Source organism: Verrucomicrobiota bacterium JB022 (assembly GCA_030673845.1).
GTDB lineage: Bacteria > Verrucomicrobiota > Verrucomicrobiia > Opitutales > Oceanipulchritudinaceae > WOUP01.
In genome coordinates, this window is sequence record JAUTCQ010000005.1 from 38,142 (window position 1) to 52,380 (window position 14,239).

The 14,239-nt window shown below is 61.7% G+C and carries 15 protein-coding genes; 3 read left to right on the forward strand and 12 right to left on the reverse strand.

Features of this window, described 5'->3' with window-relative positions; translation table 11 throughout:
• Nucleotides 1-88: 88 nt before the first annotated feature.
• The 9 genes from atpC to Q7P63_03630 form a co-directional block, all read right to left on the reverse strand.
• On the reverse strand, nucleotides 89-499 hold the full coding sequence (gene atpC / locus Q7P63_03590; GenBank protein ID MDP0499161.1) for an ATP synthase F1 subunit epsilon: 411 nt from the start codon (nucleotides 497-499) through the stop codon (nucleotides 89-91).
• 45 nt (nucleotides 500-544) lie between these two features.
• Nucleotides 545-2,008 (reverse strand): F0F1 ATP synthase subunit beta, encoded by a 1,464-nt coding sequence (atpD, locus tag Q7P63_03595; protein MDP0499162.1) that lies wholly within the window; start codon nucleotides 2,006-2,008, stop codon nucleotides 545-547.
• Between the two features lie 50 nt (nucleotides 2,009-2,058).
• Nucleotides 2,059-2,952, reverse strand: coding sequence for an ATP synthase F1 subunit gamma (atpG, locus tag Q7P63_03600; GenBank protein MDP0499163.1), 894 nt, complete (start codon nucleotides 2,950-2,952; stop codon nucleotides 2,059-2,061).
• 32 nt (nucleotides 2,953-2,984) lie between these two features.
• The gene (gene atpA / locus Q7P63_03605) at nucleotides 2,985-4,526 is read right to left on the reverse strand and encodes a F0F1 ATP synthase subunit alpha (GenBank protein ID MDP0499164.1); all 1,542 of its coding nucleotides are present in this window, start codon (nucleotides 4,524-4,526) and stop codon (nucleotides 2,985-2,987) included.
• 48 nt (nucleotides 4,527-4,574) lie between these two features.
• Nucleotides 4,575-4,967 carry a F0F1 ATP synthase subunit delta gene (locus Q7P63_03610; protein ID MDP0499165.1) on the reverse strand — a complete coding sequence of 131 codons (393 nt, stop codon included), beginning with the start codon at nucleotides 4,965-4,967 and terminating at the stop codon, nucleotides 4,575-4,577.
• Between the two features lie 26 nt (nucleotides 4,968-4,993).
• Nucleotides 4,994-5,539 (reverse strand): ATP synthase F0 subunit B, encoded by a 546-nt coding sequence (locus tag Q7P63_03615; GenBank protein MDP0499166.1) that lies wholly within the window; start codon nucleotides 5,537-5,539, stop codon nucleotides 4,994-4,996.
• A 79-nt stretch (nucleotides 5,540-5,618) separates the two neighbouring features.
• Entirely contained in the window at nucleotides 5,619-5,810 is a 192-nt protein-coding gene (locus Q7P63_03620; GenBank protein MDP0499167.1) for an ATPase, read from the reverse strand.
• A gap of 74 nt (nucleotides 5,811-5,884) precedes the next feature.
• Nucleotides 5,885-6,679: a F0F1 ATP synthase subunit A gene (locus Q7P63_03625; GenBank protein ID MDP0499168.1), complete on the reverse strand. Its 795-nt coding sequence runs from the start codon at nucleotides 6,677-6,679 to the stop codon at nucleotides 5,885-5,887.
• Nucleotides 6,680-6,945: 266 nt separating this feature from the next.
• Entirely contained in the window at nucleotides 6,946-8,289 is a 1,344-nt protein-coding gene (locus Q7P63_03630; GenBank protein ID MDP0499169.1) for a YiiX/YebB-like N1pC/P60 family cysteine hydrolase, read from the reverse strand.
• Nucleotides 8,290-8,525: 236 nt separating this feature from the next.
• On the opposite strand from Q7P63_03630, the gene Q7P63_03635 reads away from it, so the two are divergent.
• Nucleotides 8,526-8,801: an HU family DNA-binding protein gene (locus tag Q7P63_03635; GenBank protein MDP0499170.1), complete on the forward strand. Its 276-nt coding sequence runs from the start codon at nucleotides 8,526-8,528 to the stop codon at nucleotides 8,799-8,801.
• 108 nt (nucleotides 8,802-8,909) lie between these two features.
• On the opposite strand, the gene Q7P63_03640 is transcribed toward Q7P63_03635, so the two are convergent.
• Nucleotides 8,910-9,137, reverse strand: coding sequence for a TM2 domain-containing protein (locus Q7P63_03640; protein MDP0499171.1), 228 nt, complete (start codon nucleotides 9,135-9,137; stop codon nucleotides 8,910-8,912).
• A gap of 140 nt (nucleotides 9,138-9,277) precedes the next feature.
• Here Q7P63_03640 and Q7P63_03645 point away from each other — a divergent pair, with 140 nt between their 5' ends.
• On the forward strand, nucleotides 9,278-9,955 hold the full coding sequence (locus Q7P63_03645; protein MDP0499172.1) for a hypothetical protein: 678 nt from the start codon (nucleotides 9,278-9,280) through the stop codon (nucleotides 9,953-9,955).
• 37 nt (nucleotides 9,956-9,992) lie between these two features.
• Nucleotides 9,993-11,396, forward strand: a complete 1,404-nt coding sequence (locus Q7P63_03650) for a hypothetical protein (GenBank protein MDP0499173.1) — start codon at nucleotides 9,993-9,995, stop codon at nucleotides 11,394-11,396.
• Between the two features lie 218 nt (nucleotides 11,397-11,614).
• Here Q7P63_03650 and ilvD read toward each other — a convergent pair whose 3' ends face one another.
• A complete protein-coding gene (gene ilvD, locus Q7P63_03655; GenBank protein MDP0499174.1) occupies nucleotides 11,615-13,282 on the reverse strand; it encodes a dihydroxy-acid dehydratase in 1,668 nt (555 codons plus the stop codon).
• A 69-nt stretch (nucleotides 13,283-13,351) separates the two neighbouring features.
• Nucleotides 13,352-14,239 (reverse strand): LysR family transcriptional regulator, encoded by an 888-nt coding sequence (locus Q7P63_03660; GenBank protein ID MDP0499175.1) that lies wholly within the window; start codon nucleotides 14,237-14,239, stop codon nucleotides 13,352-13,354.

Here is a 14,239-nt window from a genome sequence, read left to right on the forward strand (position 1 = left end):
ACCGGTCAATCCGCCGTCCGGCAGACATCCAAATCAAGGACGCAGCCCCCCCGGGGAACACAACGCCCGGTCAGCCGGCCCCGGCGGTTCAGCGGTATTTCCGCTTGAAGTTGATCGCCGCAGTCGACTTGGTCACGATCCCCTGCAGGAATGCCACTTCCTCGGCATTCATGTCATGGTCCATCGTGGTCAACTTCTCTTTCGCCCGCTGGATTGCCTTTTCCATCGAGGCTTCATCGATCTCGCCCTCATCGAGGGCCATGTCGGTGAGAACCACGACCTTTTCCTGCGTCACTTCGGCGTATCCCGAACCGACTGCCAGCGTCACGATCCGGCCGTTGTGATGGTAACGCAGTTCGCCGGGTTTCAGTGCGGTCACGAGTCCGGCGTGCATCGGCAGCACGCCAATCTCCCCTTCCTCACCGGGCAACAGGACGTTGTCCACCTCGTCGGAAAAGACGGTTTTCTCCGGTGTGACGATGTTGAGGAGCATTGGCATGACGAATATCGCTGGATGATTGAAAACTGAATCGCTGAACGGTCCTTACTCCTTCTCGACGGTGTCCATCGTGCCCATCATGTAGAAGTTTGCCTCCGGCACCTTGTCGTGCTGGCCGTCGAGAATCTCGGCGAAGCCCTTGACGGTCTCTTCGATCGGAACCAGAACGCCCGGAAGGTTCGAGAACACCTCCGCCACGTGCAGCGGTTGGGTCAGGAAACGCTGGATCTTGCGCGCCCGGAACACCGTCATCTTGTCTTCGTCGGACAGTTCGTCCATGCCCAGAATCGCAATGATGTCCTGCAGGTCCTTGTAGCGCTGAAGCACTTTCTGCACGCCGCGGGCAACCCGGTAGTGCTCCTCGCCGACGATGTCCGGCGCAAGCGCCTTGGAGGTCGAGGCGAGCGGATCAACCGCCGGGAACAACCCTTGTTCCGCGAGCGAACGCTCGAGAACCACGGTCGCGTCAAGGTGGGCGAAGGTGTTTGCGGGGGCCGGGTCGGTAAGGTCGTCCGCAGGGACGTAAACCGCCTGAATCGAGGTGATCGATCCCTTGTTGGTCGAAGTGATCCGCTCCTGCAGTCCCGCCATTTCCTCCGCCAGCGTCGGCTGGTAACCCACCGCCGACGGCGTGCGGCCGAGCAGCGCGGAAACCTCGGAACCGGCCTGGGAGAAACGGAAAATGTTATCAACAAACAACAACACGTCCTGGTTGTTCACGTCGCGGAAGTGCTCGGCCATCGTCAGCGCGGAAAGCGCCACGCGCAGACGCGCTCCGGGAGGCTCGTTCATCTGGCCGTAACAAAGCGCCACCTTGGACCCCTCGGCCAGCACCGGATTGCCGCGCTCGTCGAGCTTGGGATGACCGTTCTCATCCTTCTCGGTGGCGATGACGCCGGACTCGATCATTTCCCAGTAGAGGTCGTTGCCCTCACGGGTCCGCTCACCCACACCCGCGAACACGGAGTAACCGCCGTGCGCTTTCGCAATGTTGTTGATGAGCTCCATGATGACCACGGTCTTGCCCACGCCGGCACCACCGAACATGCCGCCCTTGCCGCCCTTGAGAAGCGGGCAGATCAGGTCGATCACCTTGATGCCGGTCGGCAGGATCTCGGCCTCCGCGGACTGCTCGGTCAGCTTCGGTGCCCTGCGGTGAATCGGTGCGCGCAGGTCAGGATCAACCAGCGGCTTGTTCTCGTCCACCAGATCGCCGGTCACGTTGAAAATACGCCCCAACACCTGATCGCCAACCGGAACCGAAATCGGCAAACCGGTATCGACAAGCGACATCCCGCGCTTGAGACCGTCCGAGGATGACATGGCCACGGCACGAACCCAGCCGTCGCCAAGGTGCTGCTGCACTTCGAGGATCAGGGTCGTCTGCTTGCCATACAGCTCGTAGCTGACTTCCAGTGCGTTGTAAATCTCTGGCAGCTTGTCGGCTTTGGAGAAGTCGGCGTCGATAACCGCGCCGATGACCTGGACGATGGTTCCTTGGTTGCTCATGGGTAGGGTTGAAAAATTCTTGGTAAGGTGGTTGGAAAAATTGCGGGCGGTTATTCCATCGCCTTCATGGCGGTGGTGATCTCAAGCAGCTCGGCGGTGATCGCACCTTGGCGCAGCTTGTTGTATTCGAGAGTGAGTTCGTCGAGGAATTTCTTCGCGTTGTCGGTCGCGGCCTTCATCGCCACCATCCGTGCGGAATGCTCGGACGCGCGGCTTTCCACGTGCGCCTGATAGACCTCGTAGTTGATGTAGAGCGGCAGGATCGAGTTGAGCACTTCCGCCGGGCCCGGTTCGAACCGGTAATCGTGGGCGGGATCGTTGCGGTGATCCTCGATCTTGAAGCCGTTGCCGATGGTTTCAAATGCCTGATCCTCGCCATTCTGATGGGCCTGGATCGGCAGCAGCGTCACCACCTTGGCTTCCTGCTTGAGAGTGTTCACAAAACCGGTGAACGCGATGGAAATCTTGTCGTATTCCTTGTTGAGGAACTTCTGGCTGAGGAATCGGGACACCGCACGCGTCTCGGCGAACGGAACCGGATCCTTCACCGTGAAGTCCGCGATCAGGTTCATCCCGGCCTTCTCACACACCATCCGCATCTTGCGGCCGACGGTGACCACGTCCGCGTCGGTCGGGATCTCGGTCTTGAGCTGGCGCGCGAGGTTGGTGTTCAGCGGTCCGCACAGCCCCTTGTCGGTGGAAATGATCAGCACCAGCTCGCGGTTTCCCTCGCGCTTTTCCAGCATCGGGTGGCTCTCCTCGCTGAACTCGCGGCGGATGTCGTAGAGCACCTGCGTGAGCTGCTGGGCGTAGTCGCGCCCGGCGAGCGCCTGCTGCTGGGCCTTCTTCATCTTCGCCGCGGCGACGAGCTCCATCGCCCGCGTGATCTGCGAGGTGTTTTTGACCGACTTGATGCGCCGGCGGATGTCGCGAAGATTAGCCATTGGGAATGCTCCTTATCTAGAAACCGGTGCGCTTACTTGTAGGACTTCTTGAAGTCCTCGATCGCCTGCTTGAGGGCGTCGACCATCCCGGCGTCCTTCTTCAGGTCCGGATGCTCGTTGCGGATGCGGTCGAGAATCTCGGTCTTGCGGGTGTTGAAATATTCAATCAACGCGGCCTGGAACTTCTTCACGTCGTTCACCTCGATGTCATCGAAGTAGCCTTCCTGCATCGCGAACAACTGCACCGCCTCAAGCTCCATCGAATGCGGGCTGTATTGGTCTTGCTTGAAGAGTTCGACGATCCGCGCACCGCGGTCGAGTTTCTTCTTGGTCGCCGCGTCAAGGTCGGAACCGAACTGCGCGAACGCCTGCAGCTCGCGGTATTGCGCGAGGTCGAGCTTGATCGTGCCGGCCACCGACTTGATCGACTTGGTCTGCGCCGCGGAGCCCACCCGGGAAACCGAGAGACCCACCGAAATCGCCGGCCGAATCCCTTGATAGAACAGGTCGGTCTCCAGGAAAATCTGGCCGTCGGTGATGGAAATCACGTTGGTCGGAATGTAGGCGGAAACATCGCCCGCCTGGGTTTCAATCACCGGCAGCGCGGTGATCGAGCCACCACCCGCGGAGTCCGCAAGCCGCGCGGAACGCTCGAGCAGGCGGGAGTGCAGGTAGAACACGTCACCCGGATACGCCTCGCGGCCGGACGGACGACGCAGAATCAGCGACACCTGCCGGTAGGCGGCGGCGTGCTTGGAAAGATCATCATAAACAATCAGCACGTCCTTGCCCTGGTCCATCAGATACTCACCGATCGCACAGCCCGAGTAGGGTGCGAGGTATTGCATCGATGCCGCATCGGACGCCGAAGCGGAAACAATCGTGGTGTATTCCATCGCACCCGCGTCATCGAGGATCTTGTGGATCCGCGTCACGTTCGAGAGCTTCTGGCCGATCGCCACATAAATACAGTAGAGCGGCTTGTGGTCCTTCAGCAGACCCTGCTCGGCGGCCTTGTTCTGCTTGGCCTGTGAAATGATGGTGTCCACCGCAATGGTGGTCTTGCCGGTCGATCGGTCGCCAATGATCAGCTCGCGCTGGCCGCGGCCGATCGGAATCATCGCGTCGACCGAAAGAATACCGGTCTGCACCGGCACGCCGACGGACTTCCGCTTGATGATGCCCGGTGCGATCTTCTCCATCGGATAGGTGTCCACGGAGGCGATCTCGCCCTGGCCGTCGATCGGCTCGCCCAGCGTGTTCACCACGCGTCCGAGCATCGCTTCGCCGACCGGCACCGAGAGCAGGCGTCCCGTGGTGCGGCATTCGGACCCTTCGGTCACGGAGGAGTAGTCACCGAGAAGCACCACACCGACTTCGCTTTCCTCAAGGTTGAGCGCGAGGCCCATCACTCCGTTGCCGAAGTCGATCATTTCGTTGAGCTGGACTTCGGATAGGCCTTCCACCTTGGCCACGCCGTCACCGACCTGGCGGACCGTGCCGACGTTGGATTTTTCCACAGCCGATGTCACGCCGGCGATCTGTTGTTCAAGTTCCTGGAGGATGCTGCTCATGGGAGAAGTGCGGGTAGTCGGGTTGTCAGTAGGGAAGTTGGAAATGGATCAGAATGCGGTCGCCAGGCGGTCGAGCCGGCCCTTGACGGACCCGTCGAGCACGTCGTCGCCGACGCGAATCCGGAGACCACCGATCAGATCGGGAGTCGTGAGATAGTGAAAGTCGAGGTCCGGCCCGTATTGCTTGGCCAGGCCGGCGGCGATCCGCCCGCGGGTGGGCTCGTCGAGTTCGACGGCGCTTTCGACCGTCACCTTGCGGCGGTTGATTTCCAACCGCGTGAGATTGTGCAGCGCGGACAGGATCGCGCGGTAGTCGCGCGGTTTTTCCTCGGCGATGCGGGTGAACACCATGCGCAGGTTCGCCTCATCCAATCGGCCCGCGGTCTGACAGAGCCCGAAAAGTCGGCGGGCGGTGGCGGCGGCGGATTTGGAAATCTTCATGGCGGTGGAAATCGGGATGGAATGTCTCAGCCTTCGACCTTCGCGAGCGCTTCTTCGTTGATGCGCTTCTGGTCATCGCTGGTCAGCACCTTGCCGGTCACCTGTGCGGTGGTGGCGGCGACCAGGCGGCCGAATTCGCCTTTCAGCTCGGCGCTCAGGCGCTCGCGGTCGGCTTTCGCCGCGGCCTCCGCCTTGACGAGGATCTGCTGGGCCTGGTTGATTGCCTCCTGGCTCTTCTGCTCGGTGAAGGCGGTCGCGCCCTCCCTCGCTTCGTTGATCAGGCGCAACGCCTCATCGTTGGCCTTGGCGATCGCAGCGGCGGTCGTCTCCTCGGATTCGGCCAACTGCTTTTCAATGCGTTTGAGTTTTTCCTCGCCTTCGGCAATCCGCAGCCGGCGCTGTTCGAGCATCTCCTGCACCGGTCCGAACGCGAACTTCTTCAGAACCCAGATCACCACGAAGAAATTGATCAGTGCCGCAGCGAAAAGAACACCTTTGACACCAAAGGTTCCGGTAATGGTTTCAACAATATTGCCACTTTCGGGAGCAGACGCGAGGAACATGAAACTCATGGCAGGAGGCTAGGACTGATTGAACAATGGAAAAAGAAAAAGTGCCGCGCGCGCCGACTCGACGCGCGCGGCTCGGAGATCATGAAACGACGAATGCCGAGAGAATGAAGACACCCTCGATGAGAGCGGCAAGAATGATCGAGATCACGAGGATCGGGGTAGCTGCACCGGGGTTGCGACCGGTGGCTTCGGCGGCTTTGGCTCCGAGGAAACCGATGCCGATACCGGCTCCGATGGCGGCGAGGGCGGCGACTGCGTATTTGGTGGCCATGTTACTGTATGTGGTTGTTTGTGTTGTTTTCTACCAGCCCCACGGTTTGGTCCATGGTCAGCTGGCGGAGAGGGTTAGTGGGAATGTTCTTCGTCGCCGTGGTCGCAGATCAGCTTGATGAAGATCGCGCAGAGAAGCGTGAACACCAGCGACTGAATGAATCCGACGAGAAGTTCCAGGAAATAGATCGGCAGCGACGCACCCGCGGAGCCGAGCGTCTCGGCCAGCGGCTGCAGCCAACCGGGCCAGCCGGCCACCTTGCTTGCCACCGCTTCCTTGCCCAGCATCGCCAGCGTCTCGATGGTCGTTTCACCACCGTAGATGTTACCAAACAAACGGAAGGTGAGCGCCACCGGACGAATGCAAATCGAGACGATCTCCAACACGCCGACAAACAGGAAAATCGGAATCATCAACATCCGCATCAGACCGCCAAAATTCCCTTTCGGCGCGAAGATGTGCGCCAGGAATCCCTTCACGCCATTTTCGGTGATCGCCCAGTAGAACCAGAGGACCGCAAACGTGAAGGCCATCGCCGCAGTCATGTTGACATCGGCGTTTCCACCGCGCAGCAACGGCAGCCAGCCCACCTGATGCCCCTCGGGATCCTCGACCGGCCACCCGAGGTTGCCGATGAAGGGAATCAATCCGAGATAGTTGTTAACCAGAATGAAGAAAAACACCGAACCGAGAAACCAAAACACCCGCTTGTTCAGGTGATCCCCCAACAGCCCGCCCAGGAAATCATAAAGCGACTCCACAATCCACTCGGAGAAGTTCTGCAAGCCCTGCGGAATCAAACTCATCTTCCCGGTTGCCATCCGGCAGAAAAACACAATCAACCCCACTGCCACCCATGACATCAGCATCGAATTAGTCAGTGGCAGCCAGTCCGCAACGGGCTCCGCATACAGTGGCGGTGCGTGATGTCCTCCATCACCGGACGCAAGGGCGGGAACAAGGCATGAAAGCCAGGCAATGAGAGTGAGAATGAGTGATCGACGAAACATGCCGGGGAGGCCCCGCTCTTTGCGGGCGCGGGTGTTTAAAAACCCCTCGCCAACTCCGCAAGTATTTTCATCAATTATTCTCATCTTTTCCGCATCGATTGATACCTGACATCCAGGGCAAAACATCAAACAGGCTGTCTGCTGTGATGAAAAGCCAATTCCGCACGCATCCCCGTCATCACCCGGTCGGCCTGCAAACCCGCCGCCACCACCACCCTGAATCCGCAGTCCATCGCCTGATTCAAAAACTCCTCGGCCGGCAGACAAAGTCGCCCGCCAACCTCCCGCAGCGCAAACCGCACCGGCCCCACGCCGTGAAACCCCCGATACACCACCTCGGTGCACACCAGCCGGTCCGCCGTGCGGAAATCAAACAGGAAATCATACGGCTTGCCCTCGTTGGCGAGCGCCCTCCGCAGCGCCGTGCCGAGCTCCTCCCCCTTGAGCGGCGACCTCGCGACCACCAGCGCATCCACCTGCATCGTCTCCTCCGCCGGACGCACCAACACCCCGTCTTTTTTCGCCTCCAAAAACCACCTGCCGCCCGCCGGCAGCCCGACCCCCAACTCCGCCGCCTCCTCCGCCGTGCCGAGATACAGCGCCGCGTGCGGCCAGTAGCCCGGCAAAAACAGATTGCTCAGCGCGTCGTCATGCCGGGTCACGAACACATCCCCCGGCCTCGCCCGCCGCAACACCGCGTCCCTCATCTCCGCCGTGATCCGCTTCGGCGCCCCCGCCGCCTTCACCCCCGGCTGCCGCAAATCCGCCACCGCACGACCCGAGACCTCGAACATCCCGAACATCACCTTCTTCCATGCCGACCGCCCGCGCCGCAAAAACGTGTAGCGCCGGTAGGCGACCTGGCGCTTCACCGCATCCCGCCTCCGCCGGTCGACCCACTCCTCCTCCCCGTGCAGCATCCCCACCACCCGCCCGACCACGGGATCTCCGGCCAACTCCGCGATCTCCGCCCGGTGGCTCCGGTAAAAATCCGCCGCCATCAGGAAACGCACCGCATTCAGCGGATTCGACATCGCCCGGTAAATCCGCGTGAACGTCTTGCGCCGAACACCCGCCGCCCGGTCCTCCTCATCCAGCTTCTTGAACACCACCGGACGATTCGCGGCCAAATCCACCAGAAACCGGTCCGCCCTCATCAAGACACACGCACAGGCGAATGCCGCGACAAACCCCGGAAGCCGGCGCTCCCACCCCGACGCCATGTAACCGGTCTCCACCGTCAGCGCCTCCAGAGTCTCCAGCAACGCCGCCCGAATGCCCAGATACTGCCGGAACCTCATCCGCACCGCATCATCCTCGTCCGGCAGGAAATACCCCCGCGCCTGCGTCGCCTCCAGAATCACCACCTCCGCCGCCAACTCATGCCGCAGCGGCAGCGCCGCCTCCGCCGCCAGTATCGCAGGCACCCCTCTGCGCAGAATCTCACCCATCCCGTCAGGCTCTTCCATCCCCCAGACTCCACAAGCCGACGGACCGAGTCAATCACCCGGATGCCCGGCATCCGAGCTAACAGATTCTAACAGTTGTTGCCTCCGGATTCGCGAGGCGCTCGATCCTTGCTGGAAAGGGGACTCCAAGCCACACCCGACCACCAAGTCAAGCCGCCGTTACCGAAAAATCCCCGTGTTTTCGAGACATTTTCACTTGCCAAGTAGCGACCTCACCAGCGCAGAATCGCGCTGCCATGAATAAAGCTGAACTCATCGAAACCATCCAAGCCGCACTCGGAAAGGACGCCACCAAGCGTGCCGCCGACGAAGCCCTCGAAGCCGTCCTCTCCTCCATCGCCAAAGGCGTGAAGAAAGACAAGAAGGTCCAAATCATCGGATTCGGCACTTTCGAGGTGAAAAAACGCGCGGCTCGGACGGGTCGTAACCCCAAGACCGGAGAATCCATGAAGATCGCCGCCTCCAAGTCGGTCGGCTTCAAGCCCTCCTCCGTGCTCAAGGGCATGCTGTAAATTTTACGGGGACTCCGGTCCCCGCGAAATCTGTCAGAATCAAAACCGAAGAAACCCCGACCGTCGCCGGTCGGGGTTTTTTTTCAAAATCAAGCCAGCAGACGCCCCTCAGAACCAGCCCTTGCGGCCGGTCACGTAGGTCGCCACAAACTCATCGTCGGTCTTCGTCAGATAGATGACACCTTCGACCACGCCAATCACGCCGAAGACGATTCCGCCGAAGCCGCAGGTCAGAATGCTGCCGAGCAGCATGATCAAGCCCTCCTTCTGATAGCCCAGGTAGAATTTGTGGATCCCGAGGCAATTCAGCAGGATCGCCAGAATCCCGGCGACCATTTTCTTTTCGGCCCCCGGAACCTGACCGGTTCCTCCGGGTTGTGGTGACGAGGGGGATTGAGCGGATGTCTGTTCAGGTTCAGTGGACATAATGATGAATCTCTAATAAATCGTCTTCCTCAACGCAAGCCGGAACGCCCATGAAACCAAGAATCACACTCGCAGAAACACAACTCACCGACGGCGCCACACTCCTCCTCGAAGAACATGACGGCCGCCGCTCACTCACCGTGCACGGCCAGCAAATCTGCGGCCCGTCCACGCGCTCCGCGGAAGCGGAACTCGCCCGCCTCGGCTGCGCCCCGTTCCGCCCGGCACGCCAGCCGACAATCTGGATCGCCGGCCTCGGCCTCGGCCACATGCTCGCCTCCGCCGCGTCCGAAATCCACGCCAAACGCGCCAACTTCATCGTCGCCGAACCGGTCACCGCCATCCCCGAATGGCACCGCGAATTCCTCCCGGACAGCCCCTTCATCACCGACCCCCGGGTGTCCCTCGAAAACGACTGCACCCCCGCCGCCCTCGCCCGCAAACAGGGCGGACTCCACGCCATCCTGCTGCATCTGGACGCCTCACCCCTCGCGCCCGACAACCGCCCGTGGCCGGAACATCGCACCTGGCTCGCCGCCGCCTACGACTCCCTGCAACAAGGCGGTTTGCTCGCCATCGCCGCTTCCCGACCCGATGCCGCCATGACCAAACGCCTGCGCCAAACCGGGTTCGACGTCGCTGAATACACGGTTCCCGCATCCCCCGGCGCGAAAAAAAGCCGCATGCTGCCGATCTGGCTCGGTCGCAAAGGCAAATACGCAGGTTGATCTGCCGTCGCGAACATGCTTGCCTCCCCGCAAGATCATGAACCGCTTGATTCAATTCACCCTCATCGGCGCACTACTCGCCGCCCCCGTTTCCGCCAAAGAGATCACCGTCGAACTCCAGCCGTTCACCATCCGCCGGTCGCTCGACGCCAAAGTCCTCCCCAACGAAGAGGCCAACCTGCTCAAACTCGACCCGCTCGCATGGTCCGATTTCGAAATCACCGAAATCGCCGACCACGGCAAACACGTCGCCAAAGACGACATCCTCGTCCGCTTCGAAACCGAGGAAATCGACCGCAAAATCGCCGACCTCGAACGCTCCCTCGCATCGAAAACCGTGCAGCTCGCCAAAGCCGAAGACGACTTCTCCAACCTCAAGGAAACCTCCGCCAACCGCCTCGAAACCGCCAAGCGCGAAGCCGAAATCGCCAAAGAGGAAAACACCTACTTCACCACCGTGCGCCGCAAGGCCGAAGAGGAAAGCTCCACCCAGTCACTCGAGCGTAAAAAACAAATGCTCGAAAACAACCGCGAGGAACTCCGCCAACTCAAGCAAATGTACCTCGCCGACGACCTCACCGAGGACACCGAGGAAATCATCCTGGTCCGCCAGCAGGACGCCGTCGACGCCGCCGAATTCGCCGTCCGGATGGCCACCCTCAGCCACGAGCGCAACCTCAACGTCAACATCCCGCGCGAGGCCGTCAAACTCGCTGAAAAACAACGCGACACCGCACTCGCATACGCCAAACTCAAGGCCGACATCCCCCGCGAGATCGAACTCAAGCAACTTGAAATCGACGGCCTCCGCGAAAGCCTCAAGCGCGACCAACAAACGCTCGAAGAAACCAAAAGCGACCGCAAGCTGTTTGAAATCAAGGCGCCCGCCGCCGGCACCTTCCTCCACGGACCGGTCATGGACGGCCAGTGGTCGCCGGCCGCAGTCGCCAAGTCCCTGGTCCCCCACGGCAAGGTCCCCGCGCACAAACCGTTCGCAACCTTCGTCCCCGCCACCAGCCCGCTCACCCTCATCTCCTTCATCGACGAAAGCACCGCCCTCTCGCTCAACACCGGCCTGAAGGGCATCGCCACCCCTCAGGGCGCCGAGGAAACTGAAATCCCCGTCACCATCGAGGCGCTTTCCACCACCAAAAACCCCGAAGGAAAATACCGCGTCGACCTCACCGCCGAATGGCCGGAAAACCACATCCCGGCACCCAATTCCTCCCTCAAGGTCCACCTCATCCCCTATCACAAAAAGGCAACCGTCAGCCTCCCCGTCAAGGCACTCCGCTTCGACCCCGAAGGCTGGACCGTCGAGGTCAAACTCGCCAACGGCAAAAGCGAACGCCGCCCGGTCAAACGCGGCCGCGTGTCCGGCGACCAAACCGAAATCCTCTCCGGCCTCGAAGTCGGCCAGGTCGTGATCTTCCAGGACTGAGCACACCCGAGGGGCTCCGCCCCCGCACCAGCCAATTGATCAGGACCCGCCGGAACACCATTCCGCCGGGTCCTTTTTCTGTCACCCGGGGGGCACACCGCGCGCCCCCGGAACACCAACCCAACACCCCCGCCGCATCCCGCCGCAGCTGCCGGCAGAATGCGGTTTTCACCATCGGCGGCACCGGTTCATCGGTCGCTCCTGCGCGCCGCCCCCCGTCACTCCAGCACCGCGCCATTGCTGGCGTTGGTCGCCATCCGCGCATAACGCGCCAGCCAGCCGGTCTTGAACCGCGGCTCCGGCGCCGTCCACGCCTGCTTCCGCGCGGCCAACTCCTCGTCGGAGAGCCGCACGGATAGTTGATTGTTCGGAATGTCGATTTCGACGATGTCGCCCTCGCGGATCAGCCCGATCGGTCCGCCCTCCGCCGCTTCCGGCGAAATGTGGCCGATGCACGCGCCGTGCGTGCCGCCGGAGAAGCGCCCGTCGGTGATCAGCGCCACGCTGTCGCCGAGCCCCTGGCCCATGATGTAGGATGTCGGCGCCAGCATCTCCTGCATGCCCGGCCCGCCTTTCGGCCCCTCGTAGCGGATCACCACCACGTCGCCACTCTTCACCTTGCCGGCCAGAATGCCTTCGCACGCCTCTTCCTGGCTTTCGAAAATCACCGCCGGTCCCGTGTGCACCAGCATCTTCGGGTCCACGCCCGCGCTCTTCACCACGCACCCGCCTTCGGCCAGATTCCCCCACAGGATCGAAAGCCCGCCGGTCTGGCTGTAGGCGTTCTCGATCTTGCGGATGCACTCCAGGTCCTTGCTCTCCGCCCCGGCGATGTTCTCGCCCAACGTCCTGCCGGTCACCGTCGGGCAATCCAGATTCAACAGGCCCTCGCGTTTCGCCACCTCGCCCAGAATCGCGCTGATCCCGCCCGCGGCGTGCACGTCCTCCATGTGATAGTGCGACGACGGCGACACCTTGCAGATGTTCGGGCACTTCTTGGACACCTCGTTGATCCGCGCCAAATCGTAGTCCACGCCCGCCTCCTTCGCGATCGCCAGCGTGTGCAGCACCGTGTTCGTGCTGCCGCCCATCGCCATGTCCAGCGCGAACGCATTGTCCAGCGACTCCCGGGTCACGATGTCACGCGGCAGCGGAGCATCCGCATACGCCATCTCCACCGCCCGCTTCGCCGCCGCTTTCCACAGCTCGTGGCGCGCCGGATCCACCGCCAGAATCGTCCCGTTGCCGGGCAACGCCAGACCGATCGCCTCGCACAGGCAGTTCATCGAGTTCGCCGTGAACATGCCCGAGCACGACCCCTGAGACGGGCAGCCCTTGCACTCCAGCTCCTCGAGTTCCTCGTCGGAAATCGTCCCCTGCTTCTTCTCCGCCACACCCTCGAACACGCTGATCAGATCGACCACCTTGCCGTCCGCCGTGCGCCCCGCCTTCATCGGCCCGCCGCTGGCGAAAATCGTCGGGATGTTCACCCGCATCGCGCCCATGATCATGCCCGGCACGATCTTGTCGCAGTTCGGGATGCAGATCATCGCGTCAAACGCGTGCGCCCCCACCATCGTCTCCACCGCATCCGCGATCAACTCGCGGCTCGGCAGCGAATACTTCATCCCGCTGTGCCCCATCGCGATGCCGTCGCAGACACCAATCATGTTGAACTCGATCGGCGTGCCGCCCGCCTCGCGCACCGCCTCCTTCACCAGCTTGCCCACCTGGTCCAGATGCGCGTGCCCCGGAATCACCTCGTTGAACGCGTTGCAGATCGCAATAAACGGCTTCTTGATGTCCTCCGAACTCATCCCCGTCGCCCGCATCAAACTGCGGTGTGGGGCCCGTTCCAATCCCTTCTTCACTTTGTCGCTGCGCATGATCGTATCCCCGGAGATCTGCCCGGGGGAAGAAACGCTAGAAAAACCCGCCGCGAAAGTAAACCCCGCTCACTCGGCCGTGTAATCAAGCGCGAACTCCTCCAGCAGCTCGATCAACCCGCGCGCCGACTTCGTCAAATACCGGTCCGGATGCTGCACCAGCGTGATCTCCCGCTCCAGTTTCGCCCCGCTGATCTCCTTCACTCCCAGCTCGTCGTCCGCCGACCGGACCGCCATCCGCGGCAGAATCGTCACCCCCTGCTTCTCCCGCACCAGCCGCCGGATCGTCTCAATCTGCGAACTCAGGAAAACCGTGTTCTTCACCCCCGCGTTCATGTTGCAGATCTCGTTGATCTGCTGGCCCGCACAGTGGATGTGGCTCAACTCCAGAAACGGCTCCGCCAGAATATCAGACAAACCCACCTCCTGCTGATCCATCAACCGGTGACCGCGCGGCATCACCGCCACAAAACTCTCCTTCCCGATCACCTTCACCAGCAGGTCCGGCTCGTCCACCGGCGACGACATGATCGCGAAATCCAGCGTCCCCGCCCTCACCTTCTCCAGTAGCTTCTCGGTGAAGTTCTCCTCGATCCGCAACTCCAGCACCCGCTCATTGCCGATCTTCTCCAGCAATCCCGGAATCAAATACGGCGCGATCGTCAGCGTCGCCCCGAACGCCACCGTCCCGCCCCGCGAAAATGAATCACCCAGCCGGTCGATCGCGTTGTCGTGCTCCAGCAGGATCCGCCGCGCGCTCGGCTCCAGCAGCTCGCCCTGCTCGGTCAGCACCACCTTGCGCCCCAAGCGGTGAAACAGCGGCCCGCCCAGCTCGTTCTCCAGCTTCTTGATCTGCTGCGAAAGCGACGGCTGCGCCACATTGCAGCGCTCCGCGGCGCGCGTGAAGTTGTGCAACTCCGCCACCGCCAGAAAATACCGAATCTGTTGGAATTCCAT